This window comes from Streptosporangium sp. NPDC001681 (assembly GCF_040298085.1).
Lineage (GTDB): Bacteria > Actinomycetota > Actinomycetes > Streptosporangiales > Streptosporangiaceae > Streptosporangium.
Window position 1 is genome coordinate 87,392 of record NZ_JBEOZN010000005.1, and the last position, 25,925, is coordinate 113,316.

Here is a 25,925-nt window from a genome sequence, read left to right on the forward strand (position 1 = left end):
TCGTGGCCGCCATCGCCACGGCCGTGGTGGTGTGGGGTCTCGCGCGTCAGGAGGCGAGCGACTCGATCAACCCGGCGACCGTGGCCGGCATGACGCGTACCGCGTCGTGCGGGCCGGCCAGTTCGTAGTAGTCCCAGTCCGGCGAGTCGCGCGCCGCGATCGCGTACGGCTCCACGATCCCCAGAGGGCGGGCGTTGCAGTAGACGAAGGTACGGCGGGCGGTCGGCTCGGCCGGTGCTCGTACCGGTTCCTCCATCGTGCCGATGGGGTGCGAGGTCAGCCGCCGCGCGATCGCGGCGGCGCGCTCGCCGGACCAGCCGGTGGTGTCCTCGACGGGGAACATGGGCGGGATGAGTGAGGGGGTGCCCGCGGCCCCGGCCAACGCCCGGGCGGCCGTGGTGAAGTCCGGGCCCAGCAGGTCACCCACGGACTGGCCGTCCTGGGGTACGAAGGCATCCAGATACACCAGTTCGGCCAGCCGATCGCCCCGCTCGGCCGCGACGCCGGTGATGACCATTCCTCCGTAGGAGTGGCCGACCAGTACGACATCGTCCAGCCCGTGCTCGTCGATGACGCGAACGACATCGGCGACGTGCGTCGACATGTCGGTCTGGGCTGTGGCCTCGCCCGCCCGCTCGGCCAGGCCGGTCAGCGTCGGCGCGTGGACGGCGGCGCCCGCTTTCCGCAGCCTCGCCGCGACGTCGTCCCAGTGCCAGCCGCCGTGCCAGCCGCCGTGTACGAGCACGCAGGTGCGAAGGGTCATGTGAACCTCCTGAGATGGCCGCGGCCGTGGCTTCGACCAGCGAGGGCCGGCCGCCCGGGGGCGCGGCGGGTAAGGTGGGCCCACTATCACTCGAACAGTGCTCGTGTGTCAATATCACTGTTCTAGAAGCACGATCACCATTCCCGACCGACGACCGGGTGACCCCAACGGCTCGATCCCTCGACCTGGGCTACCCGGCGACGCCGCTTCCACGGAGGCACCGGTCTGCTCGGTGATCTCGAAACGGCGGGAGCCTCCGCTTGTTCGATCAGCAAGGAGCGGCGACGCTCCCCCATCGCAGAAAAGGAGTCCGATGAACACCCTGGCCACCCCTGACGACCGCGCATCCCTTCTCGACCACGATCGGCGTTTCTTCGACACCCTGGTCGCCGGCGACGCGGCCCGCCTGAGCGAACTGCTGGCGGACGACTTCATCCTGGTCAGCGTCAATGACGGCGCGGCGGTGCCCGGCTCCGTCCTGCTGGACGCGGTGTCGTCGGGAGCCGTCCGGTTCCCGGCCGTCCAGTCCTTTCCCGACGAGGCCGTCGTGCGCCGGATCGGCGATGTCGGCATCGTCGTCGGGCGGACCGGGATGAACTTCACCAACCCCGACGGCAGCACGTTCACCGGCGGCAGCAGGTACACCCATGTCTTCGTCGCCGACTCCGGCACCGGATGGCGCCTCGTCTCCGCCCAAGGGACGGAGATCAAGGCCGGGGCCTGACCTCGTCCCGTCTCCGTGCTCTCCTGGCCGCCCCGGTACGGAGACGGGACCCGAGTCGCCCCCGGCAGATGCCGCCACGACATGATCGCCGAAGACCGGATCGAGTGATAGTACACTGCTCGTGTGTCACGAGCAGAGTTCGAACCAGAGCGGCGCCGGTCGGATTCGGCCCGTGCCAAAGGCCGGCTGACGTTCACACGCATGGACGTGATCAGGGCCGGCACCCGGCTTCTCGACACGGAGGGTGTCGAGAAGCTGTCCATGCGCAAGCTCGCCAACACCCTGGGCACCGGCTCGTCGACGCTCTACTGGCATGTCAGGGACAAGGACGAGCTGCTGCTGCTCATCCTCGACGAGACCCTCCATGGAGTCACCGTTCCCGCCTTCGGCACCTGGGATGTACGGCTGCTCGAGACCCTCGCCCGTTGTCACGAGGCGCTGCTGCCGCGCCCCGCGCTCGTCGACGTGCTCTGGCGTGCGGCCTGGGAACTCGGGCCCGAGACCTTGAGGGTGGCGGACGCCCTCATCGGACTCGTCGCGGAGAGCGGCCTGCCGGATGACGAGGTGGGCGACTCCTACATGGCGCTCATCACCTTGCTGTTCGGGTTCGTGGCGGGCGAGCGCACCTCGCCGGGAAATCCCCGCTACAGCGAGACCCGGGCGGAGGGGGAGACCGCGGGTTCCGGGCCGCCGTACCCCAACCTGATGCGATACGCACCGGGTACGGGTGTGGAGACGATGACGCGCCAGTTCCGCTACGCCGTCGAGCGATTCATCGCGGGAATCAAGCTCCGCGTGGCCGAGCACGAGCAGGCGGCCGGCGCCCCTCGGAGCTCGTGACGAGACCGAGCACTCGATCGGGCCGGGCCGACGGGCTGCGCCGGCGACAACGCGGCCCGTCGGCCTCGCGCCGGGTCCCCGTCAGCCGGTGGCCGCGGGCCGGTCGGGGTCGTTGGACCACTGCGACCACGACCCGGCGTACAGGGCCGCGTGGACCCCGATCCGCTCCAGCGCGAAGACGGTGTGGGCGGCGGTCACCCCCGAACCGCAGTAGACACCGACCGCCGTGCCCTCCTTCACCCCGAGGGCGCCGAAGCGGGCGGCGAGTGCCTCCTCGTCGAGGAAGGTCGCATCCGGCGTCAGGTTCTCCCCGGTGGGGGCGTTGACCGCGCCGGGGATGTGGCCGGCGCGCGGATCGACCGGCTCGGTGTGGCCGAGGTAGCGCTCGGCCGCCCGCGCGTCGAGCAGCACACCGGTGCCGGCGAGTTCGGCCGCGGCGTCGGCGTCGAGGACGGGCAGGGCACCGGAGGTCAGCGTCACGTTTCCCGGTTCGGGCCGGACCTCGCCGGTCTCCACCGGATGGCCCGCCTCCGTCCAGCCCCGCAGGCCGCCGTCGAGCAGCCGCACCGAGGACACCCCCGCCCAGCGCAGCAACCACCACGCGCGCGCCGCGGACAGGCCGCCACCGGCGTCGTACACGACGACCTCGTCACCGTCGTCCAGCCCCCAGCGGCGGGCGGCGCGCTGGAGCGTGTCCAGGTCCGGCAGCGGGTGCCGCCCCTCCTCGGGAGAGGGCGGGGCCGCCAGTTCGGTGTCCAGGTCGACGAAGACGGCCCCCGGCAGGTGGCCTTCGAGATAGGCGCGGTGGCCGTGCGGGTCACCGAGCTGCCAGCGAACGTCGAGAAGCCGGACGCGCGCTCCTGACCCGAGCCGTTCGGCCAGCTCATCCGCACCGATCAGTCCGGTCGGGCTCTCACTCATCAAATACCTCCAGCGTGCAGACCCCGTCCTGCAGGGCGGGGAGGATGTCAACGTTCCGTCCTTCTGACATTCGAATACGGCGTGGCTCAGACCTTGCGGCCGGTCTCCTGAATTTGGCCGGGATTTTGGAACCAGTGGGTCACCCAGGCGTCGGGGTCACCGGCGAGTTCGCGAATATGGCCGGGCAGCGTTCCCCCGGCGATGTCGGCCAGTGTCACCGATTCGAGAATGGATCTGAGGGTGGCCCGCATGGCGATCCACACGATCTGCAACCCCTCCGTGGGCGGACCGTACTCGATGTCCTGAGGACATTCTCCGCGAATGACGGTGAGCGGCCCGTTGAGGGCGCGGATGACGTCGGCGATGACGACCTGGTCGGCGGGGAGGCGGAGCCGGTGCCCGCCTCCGGTGCCGCGCTGGCTGGTGATGAACCCGGTGCGCCGAAGCTCCGCCATGATCGCTTCGAGGAACTTGTGCGGGATCTCCTGCCCCTGCGCGAGTTCCTCGGAGCTGACCGGGCGGTCCGCGTGCGCCGCGAGCTGTGTGAGGGCGCGCAGGGCGTAGTCGGTCTTGGCCGAGATTCGCACCTGGGCCTCAGTGGGCCCGGTCGCACGCGGGCGGCTGCGCCTGCGGGTGTTCAGGCATCCGTGGCCGCGCCGTCATGGGGGTGTGTCGCAAAGCCCTGTTCCTTCCATGCGCTGAACCCGCCAAGAATATGGGTGACGTTGGTGTACCCCAACTCCGCGAGCTTCTGAACGACCGGCCCCGAACCGCGCTCCGACGAGCAGAAGACGACGATCTCCCGGCCGGGATCGGCGGCGTCGGCCAGCAGTTCCGGGGATTCCCGGTCGAAACTCCTCAGGACGTCGACCTTCTCCACGGCGACGGCCGTGGGCAGCAGGCCGTGTTCGGCGCGCGCCTCGGGGCGGCGTACGTCGACGAAGAGCGCGCCGGCGGCGAGCTTCCCGGCGGCCTGTTCGGGGTCGATGAAAAGATCCTCGGGCGAGACGGTCATGGTCTTCCTCTCAGTGAAGTGGCGACGGGGTGTCGAGGGACAGGTCGAAGTGGGAACGCAGGGTGGTGCCCTCATAGCCGGCACGCACCAGGCCGCGTTCCCGCAGGATCGGCACGACGTGCTCGACGAAGGACTCGATGCCGCCGGGGGCGATCGGCATCATCAGGTTGAAGCCGTCGGCCGCCTCGTTCTCGAACCAGTACTGGAGCTGGTCGGCCACCTGTTCCCCGCTGCCGATGAGCGCCCACATGCCCAGCGGGGCGAGGCCGCCGAGGCGACCGGCGAGCCGGCCGAGGGTGAGGCCCTCGTCGACGGCCATGGTGCGCAGCTCGACGAAGCCGGTGACCGAGCCGTTGAAATCCTCCGGGGCGGGGAGCAGGTGGAGTGGGACGGCGTCGTCGGGTGAGTAGCCGGACAGGTCGATGCCGAGCATGGCGCCGAGGGCGGTGAGGGCGCCGGGGTTGGTCACCAACCGGGACTCGATCTCCCGCACCAGCCGCCTGGCCTCGGCCTCGGTGGCCGCGACGTAGGGCACCACGCCGGGCAGGACCCTGATCGAGTGCGGGTCCCTGCCCAGCTCGGCGGCCCGCGTCTTGATGGAGCGGTAGACACCTCGCGTCTCGTCGATCGACATGGAGCGGGCGTAGACGGCGTCGGCGTGCGCGGCGGCCAGCTCGATCCCGGCGGGCGAGGCCCCGGCCTGCACGATCGGGGGACGTCCCTGCGGCGAGGGCGGCACGGTCAGCGGCCCGGCCACCGAGAAGTGCTCGCCGACGTGGTCGATCGGGGTGATGCCGCCGGGACGGATCATGGTGCCGGCCTCGCGGTCGGCCAGGATCGCGTCCGGCGCCCAGCTGCCCCACAGCCGCTCCAGCACCTGGACGAACTCCTGGGCGCGGGCGTAGCGGTCGGCGTGCGGGATGTGCCGCTCCCTGCCGTGGTTGCGGGCGACGTGGTCACCCGCGGAGGTGACGAGGTTGACCCCGGCCCTGCCCTTGCTGATCAGATCGAGGGAGGCGACCTGGCGGGCGACGGTGTACGGGTCGCTGTAGCTGGTGGAGACGGTGGGGATCAGGCCGATGTGGGTGGTGCGGGTGGCGATGGCCGACAGCAGGGTCAGCGGTTCGAAGGGGGTGTTGGCCAGGGCGTCGTTCGGGTCGCCGCGCAGCGCCGGGGTGTCGGCGATGAAAATCGAGTCGAACCCGCCGCGCTCGGCGGTCTGGCAGAGCCGCACGTAGTACTCGACGTCCAGGGCCTGGTCGGTCCGGCTGTCGGGGTGACGCCAGGCGGAGGTGTGGTGGCCGACGCCGCTGAGGTTGAAGTTCAGCGACATCGTACGGCGGGGCGGGGTCACGTCCAGGTGCCTTTCTCGTTCAGTCCGAGGGCGGCGCGGCCGACGGCGTCGACCACGACGTCCTCGTTGGGCGGGTTGAACAGGGCGACGCGCAGGTCACGGAAGTGGCGTCCCAGCGGGGAGGTGTTCCAGACGGAGGCTCCGCCGACCAGGCGGCAGGCGTGGTCGACGGCGTCCGAGGCGTGCTGGTGGACCAGGAGCTTGGTGGCGGTGGCCTGAACGACGTCGGCGGGTTCCGGGACACCCTCGCACCGGTGCAGGGCGTCCTCCAGCAGCAGGCGCGCCTGGAGCAGGGCCAGCTCGATACGCGCGGCGTGCTCCTGGGTGCGGGGCTGCTCGGCGCGGCTGCCCGGACGGCCGTCGCCTCGGGGACCGGTGGCGAACACGAGGGCCACCTCGCGGGCCGCCTCGGCGATGCCCAGGTGGATCGAGGCCAGCAGCAGCGCCCACCAGGCGCCGAAGGTACGGGTGATCTCCGGGGCCACCTCGGGGTCGTACGCCTCGGCGACGGCGTCCGCGGGGACGGTGACGCCGTCGAGGATGACGTCGTGCGAGGCCGATCCGCGCATGCCGAAGGTGTCCCAGGTCGGCTCGATCCGCACACCGTCCGCGTCGGCCGGGACGACGAAGGTGCGCGCCACGGGCTCGGCCGCGGTGTCGTCGTCGACCGTGGCCGACACCAGCAGGTGATCCAGCGCGATGCTGCCGGTGACATAGCGCTTGTGGCCGCTCAGCAGCCACGACCCGTCGTCCCCGCGAGAGGCGCGGGTCTGGACCGCGCCGCCCCGGCTGGGGGCGCCGCTCAGCCGCTCGCTGCTGGCGAAGTTGACCAGGCCGTCGGTGGCGGCGAGGGTCCGGCCCAGCTCGGCGGCTCCCCGGCCGGGGACGTGCGGCGAGAGCAGGCGCGTGCCGTGGATGTAGTGCATGGTCAGGACCAGCGCGGCCGAGGCGTCGGCGGCGGCGAGGGTCCGGATCACCCGGCCGGCCTGGGGCAGGGTGGCGCCCCCGCCTCCGTACGCGGCCGGGATGACGAAGGAGGGCAGGCCCGCCGCCCTGAGGTCGGCGAAGGTCTCCGCGTGCGGCCGGTCCTCCCCCGCGACCCGGGCGGAGATCGCCGGAACCAGTTCCTGCAGCGCGGCGAGGACCTGCCGTTCGGTACGCGCGCCGGTCAGCGGGCTCACCATCGGGGGCTCGCGTCCGCGCCGGGCTTCAGCTGTCCGGGTACCGCCATGAGGAGTTCCTTCGTGTAGGAGTGGTGCGGGTTGTCGAAGACGCGCTCGGCCGGACCGCTCTCGACCACGGAGCCGGCGCGCAGGATCGTGACCTCGTGCGAGATCTGGCGGACGACCGCCAGATCGTGGGAGATGAACAGGTAGCTCAGCCCCAGCCGCACCTGCAGCTCGACGAGCAGCCGCAGGATCTGGTCCTGCACGGAGACGTCCAGCGCCGAGACGGGCTCGTCGAGGACCATCAGCTCGGGGCGGAGCGCCAGCGCCCTGGCGATGGCCACTCGCTGCCGCTGTCCGCCGGACAGCTCGGTGGCGTGCCGGTCGAGAACCGACGAGGGCAGCGCGACCTGGTCGACGAGCTCGGCGGCCCGGCGGCGCCGGGCGGCGCGGTCCCCCTCGCCGAACGCGTCCAGCGGCTCGTCGATGAGCGCCGCGACCGAGAGCCTCGGGTCCAGGGAGGCGAACGGGTTCTGGTAGACGGGCTGGAAGCGCCGCCGCAGTGGACGCAGCGTCCTGCGGGTGGCCGTGGTGATGTCCACCCCGTCGAACAGGACCCGTCCCCTGGTGGGGGTCTCCAGCCGCAGCGCCATCCGCGCGGTGGTGGACTTGCCGGAGCCCGACTCTCCGACCAGGCCGACCGTGCGGCCCCGGCCGACGACGAGGTCCACGTCGCTGACCGCGACGGTCACCGAGGCGGCGTGCTTGAACTCCTTGGTGACACCCCTGAGCTCCAGCAGCGGCGCCGGTACGGTCCCGCTTTCCGGCGTCTTCTCCGTGTCGGTCTCCATGTCGCTCTCCGGGCGCGGACGCGATTCCGGGTATGCCTCCGGGTCCGGCCCGGCCTCGGGGCGTGATCGCGACTCCAGACGCGGCCCCGGGCGCGGCTTCGAGCGCGCCTCCGGGTTCGGCCCGGCCTCCGGATGCGAGCGCGCCTCCAGAGGCGACTCCGGGGCCGCCTCCGCCTCGGGACGCGGTCCGTGAACCGTCCGACCCGGTGACGAGGCGGCGATCAGTGTCGGCCCGGCCAGGGTGGGGACCGCGCCGAGCAGGCGGCGGGTGTAGGCGTGCCGGGGGTCGCCGAGAATCCGCTCGGTCGGCCCCTCCTCCACGACCTGTCCCTCCCGCATGACCACGATCCGGTCCGCCCGGTCGGCGGCCACCCCGAGGTCGTGGGTGATCAGCAGCACGGCGGTGCCGTTCGCCGAGGTCAGGCGCTGGATGTGGTCCAGGATGCGGCGCTGGACGGTGACGTCGAGCGCGCTGGTCGGCTCGTCGGCGATGACCAGCCGGGGCGCGCAGGCCAGCGCGATGCCGATCAGCACCCGCTGGCGCATGCCGCCCGACAGCTCGTGCGGGTAGCGGCGGGCGTAGTCGGCGGGGTGCGGCAGCCCGGCCTCCTCCAGGATCGTCTCGACCAGCCCCCGGACGTTCCTCCGGGTGGCCCGGCCGTGCAGCAGCAGCACGTCGGCCACCTGGTGCCCGATGCGCCGTACCGGGTTGAGCGCGACCGCCGGGTCCTGGGGGATGAACCCGATCTCGGCGCCGCGCAGGTGGCGCATCGCGCGGTCCGGCCAGCCGGTGATGTCCTGTCCGCCGAAGTGGACCTGTCCCGCGCTGATCCGCCCGGTGGCGGGTAGCAGCCCGTTGACGGCGTGCGCGGTGGAGGACTTGCCCGAGCCGGACTCGCCCACCAGTGCCACCACCTCTCCCCGGTCCACCCGCAGGCTGACGCCGCGTACCGCGTCCGTCTCGTACCGATCACCACCGCGCCGGGCCGGCCCGTACCCGACCCGCAGGCCGGTCAGGCGCAGCAGGGGCTGTGTACTCATCGGTCGTCTCCCCTGCCGGTGTCCAGGGCGCGGGCGACCCGGTTGGTCGCCAGCATGGTCGCCACGATCACCGCGCCGGGCAGGGTGGTCAGCCACCAGGCGCTCACCAGGTAGTTACGCCCCTCGGAGACCAGCGACCCCCACTCGGGAGCGGGCGGCGGCGCGCCGAAGCCGAGGAAACTCAGCGAGGAGACCGCCAGGATGGCCGTACCGAACTCCAGGGCGGCCATCACCAGCACCGAGCCCACGGCGTGCGGCAGCACATGGCGGATGAGGGATCTCCACCGGCCGACGCCCAGTGCCTCGGCCGCCTCGACGAACACCTGGGTGCGGGCACGCAGCACGTCGGCCCGCATCACCCGGGCGAAACCGGCCACCGCCGCCACACCGACCGCGACCGCCACGTTCAGCGTGCCGAAACCCAGCACGGTGACCACGGCCAGCGAGAGCAGCAGCCCCGGAATCGACAGCAGTACGTCGACGCAGCGCATGACGGCGTCGTCGAACCGGCCGCCCACGTACCCCGAGAGCAGTCCCAGGGACGCCCCGACCAGGAATCCGACCAGCACCGCCAGGGCGGTCGCGGTCAGCGAGAGCGAGGACCCGTGCACGACCCGGGAGAACAGGTCGCGCCCGAGGTGGTCGGTGCCGAACCAGTAGGTGCCGTTCGGGGGCAGCAGCTTGTCCTTCGGCGAGCCGACCAGTGGGTCGAAGGGGGCGAAGATCCCGGGTACCAGCGCCCAGGCCAGCACCAGCGCCAGGAACAGCACGGAGAACACCAGCCCGGGACGCCGCACGACCGCGCGGACCCCGCCGGCGCCACGGCGCGGCCGGTCGGGTCCGGGAGCGGAGACAGGGCCGGGTCCGAGACCGGAGCCGGGGTCAGGCGGGAGGCTCGGCGCCTCGGCTCCGGATGGCCCCTGCGGCGCGGGGCCGCCGGGGAGGGTCGTGGCGGGATCGGACACGCTCAACTCCTTCACGTGGCCGCTCGCGACGGCCGGATGCGCGGATCGAGCAGCGGGTAGACGGCGTCGACCACCAGGTTCACCACCACGAAGACGAGGGCCGACAGCACGACCAGGCCCTGGATCATCGGGATGTCCTGCGCGGCGACGGCCTGCTCGACCAGGCGGCCCACCCCCAGCCGGGAGAAGACCGTCTCGACCACGATCGCCCCGGCCAGCATGTTGCCGACCGTCATGCCGACCAGGGTGAGGCTCGGCAGGCTCGCGTGGCGCAGCACGTCGACGAAGAGGATGCGCAGCCTGGAGGCGCCCTTGGCGGTGGCGGTGACCACGAACGCCTCGTCCCAGGTCTGGCGGAGGCTCTTGATCAGGACCTGGGCGATGATCGCCGCGGTGGGCAGGGCCAGCGTCACCGCGGGCAGCACCACCGAGGCGAAGCCCCGGTTGCCGATCGCGGGAAACCAGCCGAGCCGGAACGAGAAGACCTGCAGCAGGATCAGCCCCGCCCAGAACGACGGGATCGACACCAGCAGCGGGGGCAGCGACAGCAGCAGCCGTCGCAGCCGTCCCCCGCGCAGGTAGCCGGTGAGCAGGGCCAGGCTCCCGCCGAGCAGCACGGCGATGGCGAAGGCCAGCGCGGCCAGGCCCAGGGTCTCCGGCAGCGCCTGGCCGATCAGCTCGGTGACCGGCAGCCGCTGGGGAATGGAGGTTCCGAAGTCGCCCTGGACGAACCGCCACAGCGCGATGCCGTACTGGACGTAGAACGGCTCGTCGACGTGGTACTCGGCGCGCAGCGCGGCCACCGCCCCGGGATCGAGCTCGCCCATGGACCCGGTGGAGGCGAGCATGATCTCCACCGGGTCGCTGGGCAGCAGGTAGAGGATCACGAAGCCGGCGGTGAAGGCCGCCCAGAGCACGAAGGCGCCCTGGGCCGCGCGGCGCAGCAGGTAGCGGGCCATGGTCAGCCGGCCAGCCAGGTGTCGTGGAAGAAGTGCGCGGCGTAGGTGTCGAGGACGTAGCCCTTGACCTTCGGGGAGACCGCGACGACCTTGGTCTGCTCGCGCAGCGGGATCCAGTGGCCGTGGTCGATGACGTACTTCTGCAGGTCGTCCGCGGCCTTCGTGCGGGCCTCGGGGGTGGCCGCCTCGTTCAGCGCGTCGGCGACGGCCTCCAGTTCGGGCTGCTCGGCGTTGAGCAGCGCGGAGTTGCTCTTCTTGAACAGTCCGGCGAGGAAGTCGATGTCCTTGCTGGCGCCCGAGCCGGTGAGGAAGTCGTAGTCGGCCTTGGAGATGTCCTTGAGCATCGCGGCGTTGTCGGCGGGGGTGTTGGCCTTGATCTCGACCTTCACCCCGATCCTGGCGAGCTGCTGCTGGGCGAGCTCCAGTTCCTGCTGGGTGGCGCCGAAGAAGTTGCCGATGATGTAGGTGATCTTCGGCTCCAGGCGTACGCCGCCCTTCTCCCTGACCCCGTCGGCGCCCGGCTTCCAGCCCGCCTCGTCAAGGATCTTCTTGGCGCCCTCGGGGTCGTAGGCGAGGTCCGCGCCGAAGTCCTTCCACCCGGCGGTGCCGGAGGAGACGATGCTGGTCGGGGCCTTGTAGATCTCCGGGTAGAGGGTCTCGGTGATCTCCTTGCGGTCGGTGCCCTTGAGGATGGCCCGCCTGACCGCGTCGTCGGAGCCCAGCGGGCTGTACGGGTTGGGGCGCATGCCCGGGACCAGGTTGGGCACCACCTTCGAGACGATCGTCTGCCCGGCCGAGCGGAGCTGTGGCAGGTCGGTGATCGGGATGTCGTCGCTGATGTCGAACTGGCCGCTGACCAGGCCGCCGACCCGCACCCCCGACTCGGGCACCGCCTCGAAGACGATGCCCTCCAGGTACGACGGCCCCTGGTGCGCCACCACGCCCTCGGCGCCCCAGTTGTAGTCCGCGCGGCGCTTGAGGGTGATGGACTTGTCCTTGACGATCTGGTCGAAGACGAAGGGGCCGGTGCCGACCAGCTTGCCCGCGCAGCGCTCCTCGGTGGTCGTGGCCAGCGTGGACGCCGACAGGATCGCCAGGTAGGGGTCGCTGGCGTTGCGCAGGAAGCCCAGTTCCGGCAGCTTGAAGTTCAGTTTGACGGTCAGGGGGTCGACCACCTCGGCGCCGGAGAAGCTGTTGAGCGCGTTCAGCGTCAGGGTGTCGGTCTTGCCCTCGCCGACCAGTTCGGCGAGCGTGCTGAAGTTGTCGGCGACCACCTTGGCGTCCAGGGGGGTGCCGTCGCTGAAGGTCACGCCCTCGCGCAGGTGGAAGGTGAAGGCGGTGTAGTCGTCGTTCACCTCCCACTTCGTGGCCAGCCGAGGGATGATCTCGCCCGTCTTCGGGTCCTGGTCGGTGAGGGTGTCCAGGATCTGGTGGGTGACCGTGCTGTTGCGGCCGCCGGTGAGCGAGACGTCCAGGCACGGCTGGAAGCTGGAGACCGCGATGGTCAGCTTGCCGCCCTGCACCGGCGCGCCGGTGTCGGCGCCGCTCGCGCCCGCGGTGGCCTCACCGCCCGAGGAGCAGCCGACGGCCAGCAGCGCGAGCGCGGCCCCTGCGGCTGCCGCCCGGACGGGGGAAGTCGAGAACAACGGATATCCGAACATGAGAAACCCTTGTCAAAAGGACGACCTGGAAAGGTCGGTGCGGGAGAGAGAGGCCGAGGTCAGAACAGTGAGCGGTCAGCGGACCGGACAGAGGTCTGGTCGGGGATCAGGGCGAGGGCGTGGGCGAACTGGCGGCAGACCGCCGCGACGCGGGACTCGCTCGCGCCGGTGAGGCCGACCCCGCAGGAGTGCCGGACGATGTCGGTGTCGAGCACGAACGCCCCCTGCCCCACCTGCGGACAGCCCAGCGCGCTCAGCACCGGCCGCAACGTGTAGTCGACGGCCAGCAGGTGCGCCCGGCTGCCGCCGTTGGCCAGCGGCAGTGCGACCTTGCCCGCCAGCGCGCCCGGAGGCAGCACGTCCAGGAAGGTCTTGAGCAGCCCCGAGTAGGACGCCTGGAAGATCGGGGTGGCCACCACGACCCCGTCCGCCTGCTCGATCAACTCGATCGCGGAACGGATCTGCGGATCGGCGGAGTCCCCGGCGATCAGCGCCGCGGGTGGCAGGTCCGCCGGGCTGATCAGCACCGTGGTGTGGCCCTCCAACTCCAGCCGCTCGGCGACGTTCTCGACAAGGGCCGCGGTGGCGGAACCCGGGGTCGGGCCGCCGATCACTGCTACGACAAGGGCCATGCGAAAGATCTCCTACGGCGTGCTCGCCAGACGGATGGAGAAAGAGACGAGGTGCCCCCGCGACGTCGCGGTCAGGGCGAGTGAGGACGGCTGACCGGCGGCTTCACGACAGACCCACGGGGCCGTCGTTGACGCTCGGTGATGGGTGGCCTCAGCGACAGATGGCGCCGTCGGTCCGTACGAAGTCGACGAACAGGCAGCGCACCAGATCGATCTCCGGCACGCGACGCCTGTTGTACGTGGTCAGTGCCGCGAACATAAAAACCATACTTCCATACCGGTTTAGTAGGTTTCAAGTCGTGGCCCGATCCGGATCCCCGGACACCCGTGACGGAACGTGTCCACGACGGCCTTGCCCCACCGCCGAACGGCCCGCACAGGCGCCCTCCCGGGAGCGACCACCCGTCCCGTCGAAGCCGAACTCACCCGGGCCGCCGACCTACCGCGGCGCGAACAGAGCCTGTCCCCACCCTGGTGGGCGCCCCGCGGAACGGCGCGGGTTGACACCTCGGCAGGTGGTGGAGAGACTCTCGCCGGGGAGAGTGTGATCTTAAGGAAGGTCCACGATGTCACTGCGCCAGTCATGGACAACGGACCATGACTCACTGTGCTCGGGGTACTACTCGTCGGGTAACGCCCTGGATCTGCCCATCGAGGAACTCAACCTCAAAGTCCGTCCGTACAACCTCCTCAAACGCGCGGGCATCCACGACTGCGGCGAGCTGGCCGCCCTCGGCGAACGGGATCTGCTGGCCATCGAAGGCTTCGATTCCGAGTGTGCCGAAGAGGTCGAGCAGAGGCTTACCGACGTCGGCCTGTCCCTGCGAGCCGCCCCACCCGACGGCGTCCGGGAGCACTCCGTCTTCATCCGGCACAGCTCTCGGGCGTCCGTCCACGCGGTGGCCTTCCACCCCGACGGTCACCTACTGGCCACCGCCGGCTCGGACGACACGGCACGGCTGTGGGACACCAGAACCGGCCAACCCGTCGGCACCCCTCTGGCAGGCCACACCGACTCCATCTGGTCGGTGGCCTTTCACCCCGACGGCCACCTGCTGGCCACCGCCGGCTCGGATGATGCGGCGCGACTGTGGGACACCACCACTGGAAAGCCAGTCGGCGCCCCCCTGTCCGGCCACATCAGATGTGTCTACGCGGTGGCCTTCCACCCCGATGGCCACCTGCTGGCCACCGCGGGCTGGGATTACGGGGTACGGCTGTGGGAGGTCTCCACCTGCAGGCTCATCGCCCTATTCACCGGACACACCGGCGCCATCGGGTCAGCGGCCTTCCATCCCGACGGCCACTACCTGGCCACCGCGAGCGACGACGGCACCGTACGGTTGTGGGACGCCACCGGCCAGACCGTCGCCCTGTTCAACCACACCAAGCCGGTCCACACGCTGGCCTTCCACCCCGACGGCCACCTGCTGGCCACAGCGGGCGAGGACGGCACCGTACTGCTGTGGGACACCACCACCGGAAAGCCCACCGGCGCCCCGATGACCGGCCACACCGGCTCCATCTGGTCCGTGGCCTTCCACCCCGACGGCCACCTGCTGGCCACCGCCGGCGCCGATCGCACGGCGCGGCTGTGGGACACCGCCACCGGCCGGCCCCTGTCCATCGGCCATCCCGGGGCCGTCGCCTCGGTGGCCTTTCATCCCGACGGCCGCCTGCTGGCCACCGCCGACACCGGTGGCGCGACACGACTGTGGGACATCTCAGCGCTACATCCGTGACCCGTCAGAGCGGAGAGTCGAAACGCACCAGGCCCTGCCTGAATGCTCAACGCGGCCTATGTCGAGTCGGCCGGTGCGGGTCAGGTAACCGATCGACCCGACGAGATCGCCGTCCTAGCATTGAGACCTGACAAAGCCCTACCGGTCCAGGTGCCATGCGCGAACGAAGCCCGCGTAGTCAACCGACAGGAGGGTGCACTCGTCGGGCGAGACGAAGAAGGCCGACACCTCCTCACCGTGGCCGACGAAGTGGTCGAGGAGTTCGCCGCTCGTGCGGGCGACGACGACGCGCCGCGCGCCGCGGTCCCACCCGATGACGCGGTCGGCACCGATCTCCTGGTACCAGCGGACGTTGCCGATCGGGTCGGGGAACTGACGGGTCCCCGGCTGGGCGGACGGGTTCTCCAGGTCGATCACCGCATAGCCGCCGGGGATCCGGTGCAGCACGCGGCGGCCGTCGTGCGGGTCCCGGCCGATGTCCCGGGGCAGTTCGTGGAGCAGGAGGCACCGCTCGGGATCGATCAGGAACGCCCGTTCCGGGCGGGAGTAGGTCTCCAGCACGATGTGCGGCCCGATCGCGGAGATCCTCGGCCAGTTGACCGGAGCGATGCTCAGGTCGATGGACGCCTCGTCGATCGCAAAGTGCTGGGGGTCCGTCGTCTCACGGGTGTTCAGATCGATTCGCAGCAGGGGGAAAACGGGCCGGGGGTGGTAGTGGCCGTCGATCATGTAGGCGGTGTCGCCCGCGATCCGTGGCGGCCCCGGGGTCTGGGCGTGCCACACGAGCCGTCCTGTCGCCACCTCCCAGGCCCGCAGCGTGTCCCAGGTCGCGTGCCAGACGAGGTCGCCGCGGAAGAACAGCGTGGCCTGGCGGCCGACGAACCTGTCGAGAGCAGGGAAGTCCTCCAGGGCCACCCCCCGCATCCGGTCCGGCCGCTCGAAGTCGAGCCTGGCGAGCGTGCCCTCGCGGACGATCCAGTGCTCGCCGTCGCGGACGCCGTGCGCGACGCCTCTGGTCCACCGGTTGACCGTCGCGCCTCGTGGAGGTGCCAGGAGTCGGGGCTCGCCGAGCCGCTCGATCGCTCCGGTCGCGGTGTCGCAGCGGTGGACGACGCCGTCGCGTCCGCCGAGGGCCACCATGGCGCCCCGTTCGGCGACCGCGAGGGCGGTCACCGCCGCGTCGCGGTCGGGCTGGCGGCGGCTGCCCGTCCGCCTGAGGACTCCCGGGCTCGCGGACGCGAATGTCGGGACGCGGCTGAGCGAGGCCAGCACCTTCTCCTGGGAACGGTCGGCTACCGGTTCCACGTAGAAGACGGCGGCGTCGGCCTCCAGGTCCCAGACCTGAACGTCACAGCCGGTCTGCAGGACCGCCAGATGCCCGCGGTCCGGGCTGAACGCCAGCGGGCCCGCCCATGCGCTGGCCAGCTCCCGGTCCCGGTCTCTGGTCTGTCGCCCGCTCTTCGCGGAGACGCGCCGCAGCCACCAATTCCGGTTGTCGGCCTCCCACAGGTGATCGGGCTTCTCGGCGAAGCGCACCGACACCTGCCGGACGCCGTTCCTGCCCCTGCGGTCCCACGCGTGGAGTTCGACGCCGGTGCGGGCGTCGTGGACACGGACGCGGACGCGGTCCTTGACCACCACGAGGCGCCGCCCCGAGGGATGGACGTCGAAGTCGGTGGTCTCTCCGTCGGCGATCGGCGTCCATGTCGACTCTCCCAGCTCGCGGTCGAGCCGGGCGACGTGCGAGTCGCCAGCCAGCCACACGTCGCGCGGCGTCACCGTGACGAAGTGCGCGGGATGGTCGAGCGCATGATCGGCTTCGACCTCCATGGCCGCGTTCCAGGCGATGACACGCCGCGCCGACACGCCCAGGATCCGCGGGCCGTCGGTCACCAGGTCCAGCACCGGGTCCTCCGAGCCGTCGCGCACCACGCGCACCGTGCTGGGGGATCCGATGTCCCAGGACTCGATCCGCCCGTCCTCGCGGGCCACGACCAGGAATCCGGTCTGCCCGAACGCCATCGCGGTGATTGCCGCAGCCATCCGCTCTTCCTTCCGGTGTCACGCGTGGGTCTGGATCTGCTCCCGCCGTGCCGCTTCGAGCGCGCGGGACCAGAGAGAAGCTAGAGGCCGCGACTGGCGAGCGGCTTGTCGATCACTGGGAGGCCACGAGCCGGTGACGAGCTCGATGATGCAGGTCCGATGGAGAGCGGTCGTGCCTGCACAAACTCACCGCCCGTCTGGCGGCCACCTATGGCACGGTCGTGGTCGAGAGCCCCAACGTGTCCGGTATGCCGACCAACTGCTGACCGCTCGCTCATTCGCCCCCGGCCCCCGGGTTGTCGCGGCCGGCCGGGGTGTTCGGCGCCCAATCGATGGCGCGGAACAGCTCGGCCAGACCGGTCAGGTAGTGGCCGCACCAGGCGGGCAACAGGCCCTACCAGCCTTCCTCGCGGCTCACAAGCGTTTTCCAAGCATGATCACGCACTCTGCCGACAGGACATCACGTGTTCGGGACGCGATTCTCACCGGAGTCGTCTTTCGTCTAGCACGTGCTTCTTCACGAAGGGCAGGAAGAAAATGAGAACTCGTCGTCTGGCCGCAGCGGTGCTGATAGCCGGTGGACTCGCCGGTGGCACCATGGTCGGCCCCGCCGCAGCCGCCACCACGGCGGCGGCCTCCGCGCAGGCCGCCCCATCCTGGCACCTCGCGGGCCACTACCAGTACAGAAACGACTGCACCAAAACCGGTTTCAAAGCCATTACCAATGGCGGCATCGTCCAGGCTTACAGGTGCGATCTCGAGGGCTCTCTCTTCGCCCTTTATCTCTACTACTAAAATAGTCTGAGTAAACGTCGGCTCGGGACGGATCTCTCCGTGAGTCCGTTCCGAGCCGACCGTGCAGGCCGCCCGTGTTGGCAGGCCAACTCAAGAACACCATCGGCCGGGCCCGATATCGGAGTGCGGGGCCGATCCTGATCGCCTAGCGTGACCGGGATGAGAGACCGACCGGAAGACGTCGATGAGGGCGAGTTGTCGCGGGTCCTGGGCAAGTGGGGAATCGGCGCCGCCTCGCTGGCGTATGCACCGGTCGGCTTCGGCGACCATCACTGGATCGCGGCCGGCGACAGGGGACGAAAGTGGTTCGTCACCGTCGCCGATCTGGAGCTCAAGAACGGACAGGGCTCGCAGGCCGCCCTGCGAGGCCTGCGCAAGGCCATGGACACCGCGGCGACCCTGCGTGACCAGGAGAAGCTGGACTTCGTGGTGGCGCCGCTGCGGGCCGCCGACGGCGAGACCGTCCACCTGCTCGGGCCCCGGTACGCCCTCAGCGTCTTCCCCTTCGTGGAGGGGGTTGCCGGAGACTTCGACCAACCGTTGACACCGCAGGAGCGCGGCGCCGTCCTGGACCTGCTCGCCGAGCTGCATCAGCAGACGCCTCCTGCCTCAACGCCGGTGCTTCACGCGGAGCTTTCGATGCGCGGCCTCCTGGAGAAGGCTCTCGAAGGAGTCATCTCTTGGGCGGGCGGGCCGTTCGCCGAGCCTGCCAGGACCCTGGTCTCCGGCCGCGCCCCCGGTCTGCGGCAGCGGCTGGAGGAGTTCGACCGGCTGGTCAAGGAGCTCAAGGAAAGCCACAGAGCACCCGTCGTCACCCATGGTGAGCCGCACCCGGGCAACCTCCTGCGGTTGGAAGACCGTTACCTGATGGTCGACTGGGACACGGTGGGTCTCGCATCGCCCGAACGCGACCTGTGGTCGGTCGTGCGGGAGCCAGAAGACCTGGCACGATACGCGAAGGCCAGCGGTCGGATGCCCGACGCCTCGGCCCTCACGCTCTACCGGCTCCGCTGGGATCTTGAAGAGGTGTCCATATACGTTGACTGGTTCCGCGCACCACATGACCGTTCCCTCGACATGGAACAGGCATGGGACGGGCTGGTGGGGGCCGTGGAACGCCTCACTGACAAGGCACCGGCGTAAAAACCGCCAGACGCTGCGGTAGCCGCCGATCGGCGCTCAGGAAGGCGCCGACCGAGCGCCGTCGGAGCCGGAGCCAGTGGCCACACGGCACCGTCAGCGGCCGGCTCGTTCTCGACGCCGGGCAGGCCCTGCCGGCCTTGCCCGGCCTCGTTGCCGCCTGATCGCGACGAGGCGGGCCGCGACGGGCTGCCCGAGGAGGATGCCGAGGAGGGTCAGCATCAGCCCGCAGAGCTGTTGCGCGGTGAGCACCTCTCCGGCGATCGTCGTGCCGAGCAGCACCCCGGTCACCGGGTTCAGCAACCCGACGAGTCCCACCGTTCCCGCCGACAGATGCCGTAGTCCCGCGAACCAGGCGACGAAGGCGAGAGCCGTCGCGATGACGCTGAGATAACCGAACCCGAGGATCTCGGGTCCGTCCAGGCTCGGCGGCGAGCCCTCCACCGCGACGGCGAAGGGCAGCAGGACGACGCCCCCGGCGATGAGCTGCCACGAGGTCGACGACAGCACGTCGACCTCGGCGCTCCACCTCTTGGCCAGCACGAAGCCGAACGACGACATCACCATGGCCGCGACGGACGCGAGCACGCCCAGGGGGTCGACGGCGGCCGCGCCGGTGAACAGCATGAGGCAGACACCCGCGATGCCGACGCCGGCTCCGGTCAGGTGCAGGACCTTCGGGCGCTCCGAGAGCAGTGACCAGGCCAGCAGCATCATCACGACGGGCGACGTCGCCATGATCGTCGAGGCGACGCTCGTCGGAAGCAGCTGGGCCGCCAGGTAGACGAGCGCGAAGAACGCGCTCATGTTGATGGTGCCGAGGAGCAGGGATTTCCACCACCACGCCCCCCGAGGAAGCTTCCTGCCGATGAGGAGAAGCAGCAGTCCCGCGGGCAGCGCCCTGATGACCGCCCCGTACAGGGGGTAGCCGGGCGGGAGGAACTGGTGGGTGACGAAGTAGGTCGTCCCCCACGCGATCGGCGCCATCGCCGTGACCAATGCCCAGCGAAAATTAACTTCCATGGAAGACAATATAGCTTCCTTGGAAGCTATACTCCAGACATGAGCGAACCTCTGGATCATGTAGCCCGCATCCAGCAGGAATGGGCTCGCGAGCGGCCGGACCTGGACGTGAGCCCGCAGGGTGTGATCGGGCGCCTGCATCGCCTGGCCGGACACCTCACCGAACAGCTCTGCGTCGTCTACCGGCGGTACGGGCTCGGGGAGGGAGAGTTCGACGTCCTCGCCACCCTGCGACGCGGTGGCGCCCCGTTCGAGCGCGCCCCCGGAGAGCTGGCCGCCTTCACCATGGTCACCACCGGCGCGATGACCAAACGCATCGACCGGCTCGAACGTGACGGGCTGGTCACCCGTCGCCCGAGCGAGAGCGACGGCCGCGGCCGGGTGGTCGCGCTCACCGCCGTGGGCAAGGAGCTGATCGACCGGGCGTTCACCGAGCACATACGCAACGAACGCCGCCTCCTCGACGAGCTGACCCCCGAGGAGACCGCGCAGCTCGAATCACTCCTCGCCACCTGGCTGGCCCGCTTCGAAACGCCGCTCCGGACGGATACCTGAGCCGCTCGCGGACGGACGAGAGCAGGCCCCCGCTCGAAGAGCGAGGGCCCGGTCGTGGTCTGAGCCGGTCAGACGGGGAGGTGGACGTGACGGGTGGCGCCCGGCTCCGTACTCGTCAGCGCAGGTAGAGGCGGAGCAGGTCCTCCTCGGTCTCCCGGCGCACGATCGCCCTGGCGGCCCCATCGCGGACGGCGACCACCGGGGGCCGCGTCACATGGTTGTAGTTGCTCGCCATCGACCGCTGGTAGGCCCCCGAGGCGGGGATCGCCAGCAGATCGCCGGGCCGTACGTCGGCGGGCAGCGGCAGGTCTCGGACGAGCACGTCGCCGCTCTCGCAGTGCTTGCCGACCACGGTGACCTCACGCAGCGGGGCGTCCGAGGAGCGGGAGGCCAGGAGCGCGGTGTAGGCGGCGCCGTACATGGCGGGGCGCGGATTGTCGCTCATCCCGCCGTCCACGCTGACATAGGTGTTGACGCCGGGGATCTCCTTGACCGTACCCACCTCGTAGAGGGCGACGGCGGTGGGTCCGGCGATCGAGCGGCCCGGCTCGACGGCGAGCCGCACCCGGGCGGGTACGGCCTCACGCAGCGCCGCGACCACCTCGGCCGGGCGTGGCGGGACCGGGTCGCCGGGCCGGTAGACGATGCCCAGGCCGCCGCCGAGGTCGAGCTTGGGGATCGTCACGCCGTGCTCAAGCTCGCAGGCCAGCAGGAAGCCGGCCATCCGGCGGGCGGCCAGGGTGAAGCCGCCCAGATCGGTGATCTGCGAGCCGATGTGCGAGTGCAGCCCGGTCAGCTCCAGTGAGGTGGTGGCCAGGACCCGGCGGACCGCCTCGGCCGCCAGTCCGGCACTGAGCGAGAACCCGAACTTCGAGTCGTCGCCCCCGGTGGCGATGAACTCGTGGGTGTGCGCCTCCACCCCGGGGGTGACCCGGATCATCACGCGCTGCCGTACCCCCGCCTCGTCCGCGAGGGCGGCCAGGCGCTCGATCTCGGTGAAGGAGTCCACGACCACGCAGCCGACGCCCCAGGTGACGGCGCGGCGCAGCTCGGCGACCGACTTATTGTTGCCGTGGAAGACCACCCGCGCGGGGTCCATGCCCCCGGCCAGGGCCACGGCCAGCTCGCCCCCGGTGCACACGTCGAGGCAGAGTCCGGCCGCCTCCAGCCAGCGCACCACCTCGGGGCAGAGGAAGGCCTTGCCGCCGTAGTGCACCTCCCCGTCGGGGAGCGCCTCCCGCCACTCCGCGCAGCGGCCCTGGAACTCCTCCTCGTCGAGGACGTAGGCGGGCGTGCCGAACTCGGCGGCGAGCTCCCGCACGCCGATCCCGCCGATGCGGAGTTCCCCGCCGGTCCATGCCGCAGTGCGCGGCCAGCCGTTCTCCATCACCAAGGTCATGGTGTCGAAGGTAGAGAGTGATGGCTTTTGTCCGGTCTTAGCGGCGAAGTTTTCGATGCCAAGGCTCGCAAGCATTCACGTGTGTTGGGGCCGTTACCTCCCATCGACACCATAAGCTCAACTATTCGCAAACTAGGAGATTTCGTGACAAAGCGCCTGTATTCGGTCATCGCTGTCGCGCTGGCGGTGTCGGCATTCGCCGGCGGCTGCGGGCGCTCGTCGTCGGGAACCGACGCCGGCGCGGGCGCCGCCTCGGCGGCCGGCAAGACCGCCAAGGACCTGGTGCCCGAGGCCGTCCGCAAGACGGGCGAGCTCCGGATGGCGACCTCGGAGGGCTACCCGCCGATGGAGATGTACAAGCCGGGCACCCAAGAGCTCACCGGCGTCGACCCGGACCTCGCCGAGGCGATCGCGGCCAAGCTCGGCCTGAAGGTCAAGGTGACCAACGCAGCCTTCGACGGCCTGATCCCGGGTCTGCAGGCGGGCCGCTGGGACGTGGTGATGTCCTCGATGAGCGACACCGAGGAGCGCCGCGCGGCCGTCGACTTCGTCGACTACTTCAACGCCGGCGGGGCCATCATGGTCAAGAAGGGCAACCCCGAGGGCATCAAGACCCTTGAGGATCTGTGCGGCCGTACCGTCGTGCTGGCCAAGGGCAGCTCGAACCTCGCGATCGGGCAACGGCAGGACGAGAAGTGCGCCAAGAAGATGCAGATCATGCAGAGTGAGGACGCGCCGACCGGCCTGCTGAGCATCGACTCCGGCCGCGCGGTCGCCACCATCGTCGACTCGCCCGTCGCGGCGATGTACGCCAAGGAGACCGGCAAGTACGACGTGCTGCCCGAACAGTACGACGCCGGTCCCTGGGGCATCGCGATCGACCGGCGCAACACCGCGCTGCGCGACGCCGTGGCCAAGGCGATGCAGGAACTGACCGCCGACGGCGGTTACCAGGCGGTCCTGGAGAAGTACGGCGTCGCGAGCAACGCCGTGCCCGAGGTGACGGTCAACACGAAGCCATGGAAGTGACCGGAACCGCCGCGGGCACCGAGAATCCGCACCTGCCGATCGACGCGCTCCGCCCGCCGCGGCCCGGCCGGTGGATCACGGCAGCGGTCGCCGGATTCGTCCTGGTCTGGCTGGCCTACACGATCATCGTCAACGAGAACCTGCACTGGGACGTCATCGCCGCGTACCTGATGGACGGCAGGGTCCTCGGCGGCCTGTGGGTCACGATCCAGCTCACCGTGCTGTCGATGGTGATCGGCCTGGCGCTGGGCATCCTCGCCGCGGTGATGCAGCTGTCCGGCAGCCCCGTGCTGCGGGGCGCCTCCGCGCTCTACACCTGGTTCTTCCGCGGCACCCCGCTGCTGGTCCAGCTCATCTTCTGGTTCAACATCGGGCTGGTCTTCCCCTCCTTCGGCATCGGCGTGCCGTTCGACGGCCCCAAGCTGATCGAGTGGCAGGCCAACGAGCTGATCACGCCCTTCACCGCGGCCCTGCTCGGTCTGGCGATCAACGAGGGCGCCTACATGGCCGAGATCGTCCGGGCGGGCATCCGCTCGGTGGACCCCGGCCAGCGCGAGGCGGCCGAGGCACTCGGCATGTCACACCGGCAGGTGCTTCGCCGGGTGGTGCTTCCCCAGGCGATGCGGGTGATCATCCCGCCCACCGGCAACCAGTTCATCTCGATGCTCAAGACCACCTCGATGGTCTCGGTCATCGCCGGGGCCGAGCTGCTGACCGTCTCCCAGCGCATCTACCTCGGCAACTTCGAGGTGATCGCGCTGCTCGTCGTGGCCTCCATCTGGTACATCGTGCTCACCACCATCGCCAGCGTCGGCCAGCACTTCATCGAGAAGCGGTTCGAGCGCGGCCACCACACGCTGCAGGTCAGGGTCCGCCGCAACCTGCGGCCGTTCAGCAGGGGGAACGTCTGATGACCGAGCCCATGGTGAGCATCCGCTCGGTGCGCAAGTGCTTCGGCTCCGTCGAGGTGCTCAAGGGCATCAGCCTGGACGTGCCCGTAGGCGGCGTGGTCTGCGTCGTCGGCCCGTCCGGGTCCGGCAAGTCGACACTGCTGCGCTGCGTCAACCGGCTGGAGACCATCGACTCCGGCCGCATCCGGGTGGACGGCGACCTGATCGGCTACGCCGAACAGGGCGACCGGCTCCACCACCTGAGCCCCGCCCGGCTCTGCCGCCAGCGGCAGGACATCGGCATGGTGTTCCAGCGCTTCCACCTCTTCCCGCACCGCACGGCGCTGGAGAACGTCATGGAGGGCCCGGTGGTCGTCAAGGGCGTCTCCAAGGCGGACGCCAGAAGAAGGGCGCTGGAACTGCTGGAACGGGTGGGCCTGGCGGACCGCGCGGACCACTACCCCGCCCAGCTATCCGGCGGCCAGCAGCAGCGCGTGGCGATCGCCCGCAGTCTGGCCATGGACCCCAAGCTCATGCTCTTCGACGAGCCGACCAGCGCGCTCGACCCCGAGCTGGTCCAGGAGGTGCTCGCGGTCATGCGGGACCTGGCCGTCAGCGGGATGACGATGATGGTCGTGACCCACGAGATGAGCTTCGCCCGCGAGGTCGGCGACAACCTGGTCTTCATCGACGGCGGGGTGATCGTCGAGCAGGGCCATCCCCGCGACGTGCTCGCCAACCCGCGCCACGAACGCTTCCGCACCTTCCTCGGGCAGGTCCTGTGATCCCCCACTTCGATCTGCTGCTCCGAGGCGGCCTGGTGGTCGACGGTACGGCGGCGCCCGATGCCGCCCGCTCCGCCGACGTCGGTGTCCTCGCCGGTCGCCTCACGCTGCTGCCTCCGGGAGCCCCGGCCGGCTCCCGCCACACCGAGGACGTGACCGGCCTCGTCGTCGCCCCCGGCTTCATCGACGTGCACACCCACTCCGACGGCGTCACCCTGATCGACGGGGAAGTGGGCGGCGACATGGTCCAGGCCGCCGTCCTGCAGGGTGTCACCACGGAGATCTGCGGCAACTGCGGCTCCAGTCTCTTCCCCGCCCTGCCGGAACGGCTGGCCGCGATGCGCGCGGAGAGCCGGGTCTACTTCGGCGGCGATGTCGGGATGTACGAGGGCTTCGCCGAGTTCGCCGCCGCGCATGCGGCCGTGCCCCGCGCCAACCACCTCGCCTCCCTCGTCGGGCACGGCACGCTCCGCGCCGGAGTGATCGGCCCCGTCGATCGGGCCGCCACCCCCGGCGAGCTGGAGACCATGTGCGCGCTGCTCGACCGGGCGCTCTCGGCGGGCGCGGCCGGGCTCTCCAGCGGGCTCATCTACACCCCCGGCACCTACGCGAGCACCGACGAGGTCGTCGCGCTGGCCGCCGTCGCGGCCGGGCACGGCAAGCCGTACGTCACCCACCTGCGCGATGAGATGTCACGCGTGGAGGAGGCTCTGGAGGAGGCCGTCGAGATCGCGCGCAGGAGCGGCGCCCCGCTGCACGTCTCCCACCACAAGACGGCGGGCAAGTACGCCTGGGGACGCACCGAGCGCACCCTGCCCAGAATCGCCGGGCTGCGGGCCGAGGGCATGGACGTGACCTGCGACGTCTATCCCTACACCGCGGGAAGCACGGCGCTGGGCGCGATGCTCCCGCCCTGGGCCTCGGACGGTGGGGTGTCCGCGCTGATGGCGCGGCTGGCCGACCCCGGCCAGCGCGATCGGATGCGCCGAGCCATCGCCGAGGGCGTCCCCGGCTGGGAGAACACCGTCGGCAACGGCGGCTGGGACCGCATCTCGATCGCCTGCGCGCCACGCCACCCCGAGACGGAGGGGCACACGATCGCCGAACTGGCCGCCACCCGCGGCCAGGACCCCCTCGACGTGGCCGCAGCCCTGCTCGTCGCCGAGCGGGGCGAGGTCACGATCATCAGCCACTCCATGATCGAGGACGATGTGCGGCGGGTGCTGGCCGCGCCGTACTCGATGATCGGCTCCGACGGCGTGCCCAAGCCCGGCGGCCGTCCCCACCCGCGCTGGGCGGGGACGTTCCCCCGCGTGCTCGGGCACTACACCCGGGAGCTGGGACTGCTCGACCTGGAGACGGCGGTGCACAAGATGACCGGCATGGCCGCGGCCAGGTTCGGGCTGGCAGGGCGCGGCGTGATCAGTGACGGCGCCCATGCCGACCTGGTCGTCTTCGACCCCGGCTCGATCGCCGACGGCGCCACCTTCGCCGCGCCGCTGGTCCCGCCGACGGGAGTCCACTCGGTGATCGTCGCCGGTGAGCGCGTGGTCCGCGACGGTGCCGAGACCGGCGCCCGGCCGGGGACGGTGCTGGCCACGTGATCGACGGTGACGGTGACCTCGGGAAGGA

The 25,925-nt window shown here is 70.6% G+C and carries 24 protein-coding genes; 10 read left to right on the plus strand and 14 right to left on the minus strand.

The window, feature by feature from the left end; all coding sequences use genetic code 11:
* Window positions 1-46: 46 nt before the first annotated feature.
* The gene (locus ABT130_RS03600; protein ID WP_350916553.1) at window positions 47-763 is read right to left on the minus strand and encodes an alpha/beta hydrolase; all 717 of its coding nucleotides are present in this window, start codon (window positions 761-763) and stop codon (window positions 47-49) included.
* A 313-nt stretch (window positions 764-1,076) separates the two neighbouring features.
* Between ABT130_RS03600 and ABT130_RS03605 the strand changes: the two genes are divergently transcribed.
* Both ABT130_RS03605 and ABT130_RS03610 read left to right on the plus strand, forming a co-directional pair.
* Window positions 1,077-1,487, plus strand: coding sequence for a YybH family protein (locus tag ABT130_RS03605; RefSeq protein WP_350916550.1), 411 nt, complete (start codon window positions 1,077-1,079; stop codon window positions 1,485-1,487).
* Window positions 1,488-1,688: 201 nt separating this feature from the next.
* Window positions 1,689-2,327: a TetR family transcriptional regulator gene (locus tag ABT130_RS03610; protein ID WP_350952532.1), complete on the plus strand. Its 639-nt coding sequence runs from the start codon at window positions 1,689-1,691 to the stop codon at window positions 2,325-2,327.
* 81 nt (window positions 2,328-2,408) lie between these two features.
* Here the strand turns inward: ABT130_RS03610 and ABT130_RS03615 are convergent, their stop codons facing one another.
* The 10 genes from ABT130_RS03615 to ABT130_RS03660 form a co-directional block, all read right to left on the minus strand.
* Complete coding sequence (locus tag ABT130_RS03615) at window positions 2,409-3,248, minus strand: sulfurtransferase (protein WP_350952534.1); 840 nt, start codon at window positions 3,246-3,248, stop codon at window positions 2,409-2,411.
* A gap of 86 nt (window positions 3,249-3,334) precedes the next feature.
* A complete protein-coding gene (locus ABT130_RS03620) occupies window positions 3,335-3,835 on the minus strand; it encodes an RrF2 family transcriptional regulator (RefSeq protein WP_350952536.1) in 501 nt (166 codons plus the stop codon).
* Between the two features lie 50 nt (window positions 3,836-3,885).
* Window positions 3,886-4,263, minus strand: coding sequence for a rhodanese-like domain-containing protein (locus ABT130_RS03625; protein ID WP_350916538.1), 378 nt, complete (start codon window positions 4,261-4,263; stop codon window positions 3,886-3,888).
* A gap of 10 nt (window positions 4,264-4,273) precedes the next feature.
* Window positions 4,274-5,617 carry an LLM class flavin-dependent oxidoreductase gene (locus tag ABT130_RS03630; RefSeq protein WP_350952538.1) on the minus strand — a complete coding sequence of 448 codons (1,344 nt, stop codon included), beginning with the start codon at window positions 5,615-5,617 and terminating at the stop codon, window positions 4,274-4,276.
* On the minus strand, window positions 5,614-6,801 hold the full coding sequence (locus ABT130_RS03635; RefSeq protein WP_350952540.1) for an acyl-CoA dehydrogenase family protein: 1,188 nt from the start codon (window positions 6,799-6,801) through the stop codon (window positions 5,614-5,616). Before ABT130_RS03635 ends, ABT130_RS03630 begins: the two co-directional genes overlap by 4 nt.
* Window positions 6,795-8,675, minus strand: a complete 1,881-nt coding sequence (locus ABT130_RS03640; RefSeq protein ID WP_350952542.1) for a dipeptide ABC transporter ATP-binding protein — start codon at window positions 8,673-8,675, stop codon at window positions 6,795-6,797. The genes ABT130_RS03635 and ABT130_RS03640 overlap by 7 nt, the downstream gene beginning before the upstream one ends.
* Window positions 8,672-9,640, minus strand: a complete 969-nt coding sequence (locus ABT130_RS03645) for an ABC transporter permease (RefSeq protein ID WP_350952544.1) — start codon at window positions 9,638-9,640, stop codon at window positions 8,672-8,674. Before ABT130_RS03645 ends, ABT130_RS03640 begins: the two co-directional genes overlap by 4 nt.
* Window positions 9,641-9,651: 11 nt before the next feature.
* Window positions 9,652-10,599 (minus strand): ABC transporter permease, encoded by a 948-nt coding sequence (locus ABT130_RS03650; protein ID WP_350916523.1) that lies wholly within the window; start codon window positions 10,597-10,599, stop codon window positions 9,652-9,654.
* A gap of 2 nt (window positions 10,600-10,601) precedes the next feature.
* The gene (locus tag ABT130_RS03655) at window positions 10,602-12,245 is read right to left on the minus strand and encodes an ABC transporter substrate-binding protein (RefSeq protein WP_350952546.1); all 1,644 of its coding nucleotides are present in this window, start codon (window positions 12,243-12,245) and stop codon (window positions 10,602-10,604) included.
* A gap of 74 nt (window positions 12,246-12,319) precedes the next feature.
* Window positions 12,320-12,892 (minus strand): NAD(P)H-dependent oxidoreductase, encoded by a 573-nt coding sequence (locus tag ABT130_RS03660; protein WP_350952548.1) that lies wholly within the window; start codon window positions 12,890-12,892, stop codon window positions 12,320-12,322.
* Between the two features lie 566 nt (window positions 12,893-13,458).
* Here ABT130_RS03660 and ABT130_RS03665 point away from each other — a divergent pair.
* The gene (locus ABT130_RS03665; RefSeq protein ID WP_350952550.1) at window positions 13,459-14,634 is read left to right on the plus strand and encodes a WD40 domain-containing protein; all 1,176 of its coding nucleotides are present in this window, start codon (window positions 13,459-13,461) and stop codon (window positions 14,632-14,634) included.
* A 138-nt stretch (window positions 14,635-14,772) separates the two neighbouring features.
* On the opposite strand, the gene ABT130_RS03670 is transcribed toward ABT130_RS03665, so the two are convergent.
* Window positions 14,773-16,677 (minus strand): hypothetical protein, encoded by a 1,905-nt coding sequence (locus ABT130_RS03670; RefSeq protein WP_350952553.1) that lies wholly within the window; start codon window positions 16,675-16,677, stop codon window positions 14,773-14,775.
* 537 nt (window positions 16,678-17,214) lie between these two features.
* Between ABT130_RS03670 and ABT130_RS03675 the strand changes: the two genes are divergently transcribed.
* On the plus strand, window positions 17,215-17,472 hold the full coding sequence (locus ABT130_RS03675; protein WP_350916511.1) for a hypothetical protein: 258 nt from the start codon (window positions 17,215-17,217) through the stop codon (window positions 17,470-17,472).
* 159 nt (window positions 17,473-17,631) lie between these two features.
* Window positions 17,632-18,615: a phosphotransferase gene (locus ABT130_RS03680; RefSeq protein WP_350952555.1), complete on the plus strand. Its 984-nt coding sequence runs from the start codon at window positions 17,632-17,634 to the stop codon at window positions 18,613-18,615.
* Window positions 18,616-18,708: 93 nt separating this feature from the next.
* Here the strand turns inward: ABT130_RS03680 and ABT130_RS03685 are convergent, their stop codons facing one another.
* Complete coding sequence (locus ABT130_RS03685) at window positions 18,709-19,635, minus strand: EamA family transporter (protein ID WP_350952556.1); 927 nt, start codon at window positions 19,633-19,635, stop codon at window positions 18,709-18,711.
* Between the two features lie 39 nt (window positions 19,636-19,674).
* On the opposite strand from ABT130_RS03685, the gene ABT130_RS03690 reads away from it, so the two are divergent.
* Window positions 19,675-20,190, plus strand: coding sequence for a MarR family winged helix-turn-helix transcriptional regulator (locus ABT130_RS03690; protein ID WP_350952558.1), 516 nt, complete (start codon window positions 19,675-19,677; stop codon window positions 20,188-20,190).
* Window positions 20,191-20,305: 115 nt separating this feature from the next.
* On the opposite strand, the gene lysA is transcribed toward ABT130_RS03690, so the two are convergent.
* Complete coding sequence (gene lysA, locus ABT130_RS03695) at window positions 20,306-21,589, minus strand: diaminopimelate decarboxylase (RefSeq protein WP_350952560.1); 1,284 nt, start codon at window positions 21,587-21,589, stop codon at window positions 20,306-20,308.
* 144 nt (window positions 21,590-21,733) lie between these two features.
* Between lysA and ABT130_RS03700 the strand changes: the two genes are divergently transcribed.
* From ABT130_RS03700 to ABT130_RS03715, 4 genes are read left to right on the plus strand one after another with little or no spacing between them, the layout of a single operon-like run.
* Window positions 21,734-22,618: an ABC transporter substrate-binding protein gene (locus ABT130_RS03700; protein ID WP_350916496.1), complete on the plus strand. Its 885-nt coding sequence runs from the start codon at window positions 21,734-21,736 to the stop codon at window positions 22,616-22,618.
* Window positions 22,609-23,529, plus strand: coding sequence for an amino acid ABC transporter permease (locus ABT130_RS03705; protein WP_350952562.1), 921 nt, complete (start codon window positions 22,609-22,611; stop codon window positions 23,527-23,529). The genes ABT130_RS03700 and ABT130_RS03705 overlap by 10 nt, the downstream gene beginning before the upstream one ends.
* Window positions 23,529-24,293 (plus strand): amino acid ABC transporter ATP-binding protein, encoded by a 765-nt coding sequence (locus ABT130_RS03710; RefSeq protein WP_350952564.1) that lies wholly within the window; start codon window positions 23,529-23,531, stop codon window positions 24,291-24,293. The genes ABT130_RS03705 and ABT130_RS03710 overlap by 1 nt, the downstream gene beginning before the upstream one ends.
* Window positions 24,290-25,897: an N-acyl-D-amino-acid deacylase family protein gene (locus tag ABT130_RS03715; RefSeq protein WP_350916486.1), complete on the plus strand. Its 1,608-nt coding sequence runs from the start codon at window positions 24,290-24,292 to the stop codon at window positions 25,895-25,897. The genes ABT130_RS03710 and ABT130_RS03715 overlap by 4 nt, the downstream gene beginning before the upstream one ends.
* Window positions 25,898-25,925 lie beyond the last annotated feature (28 nt).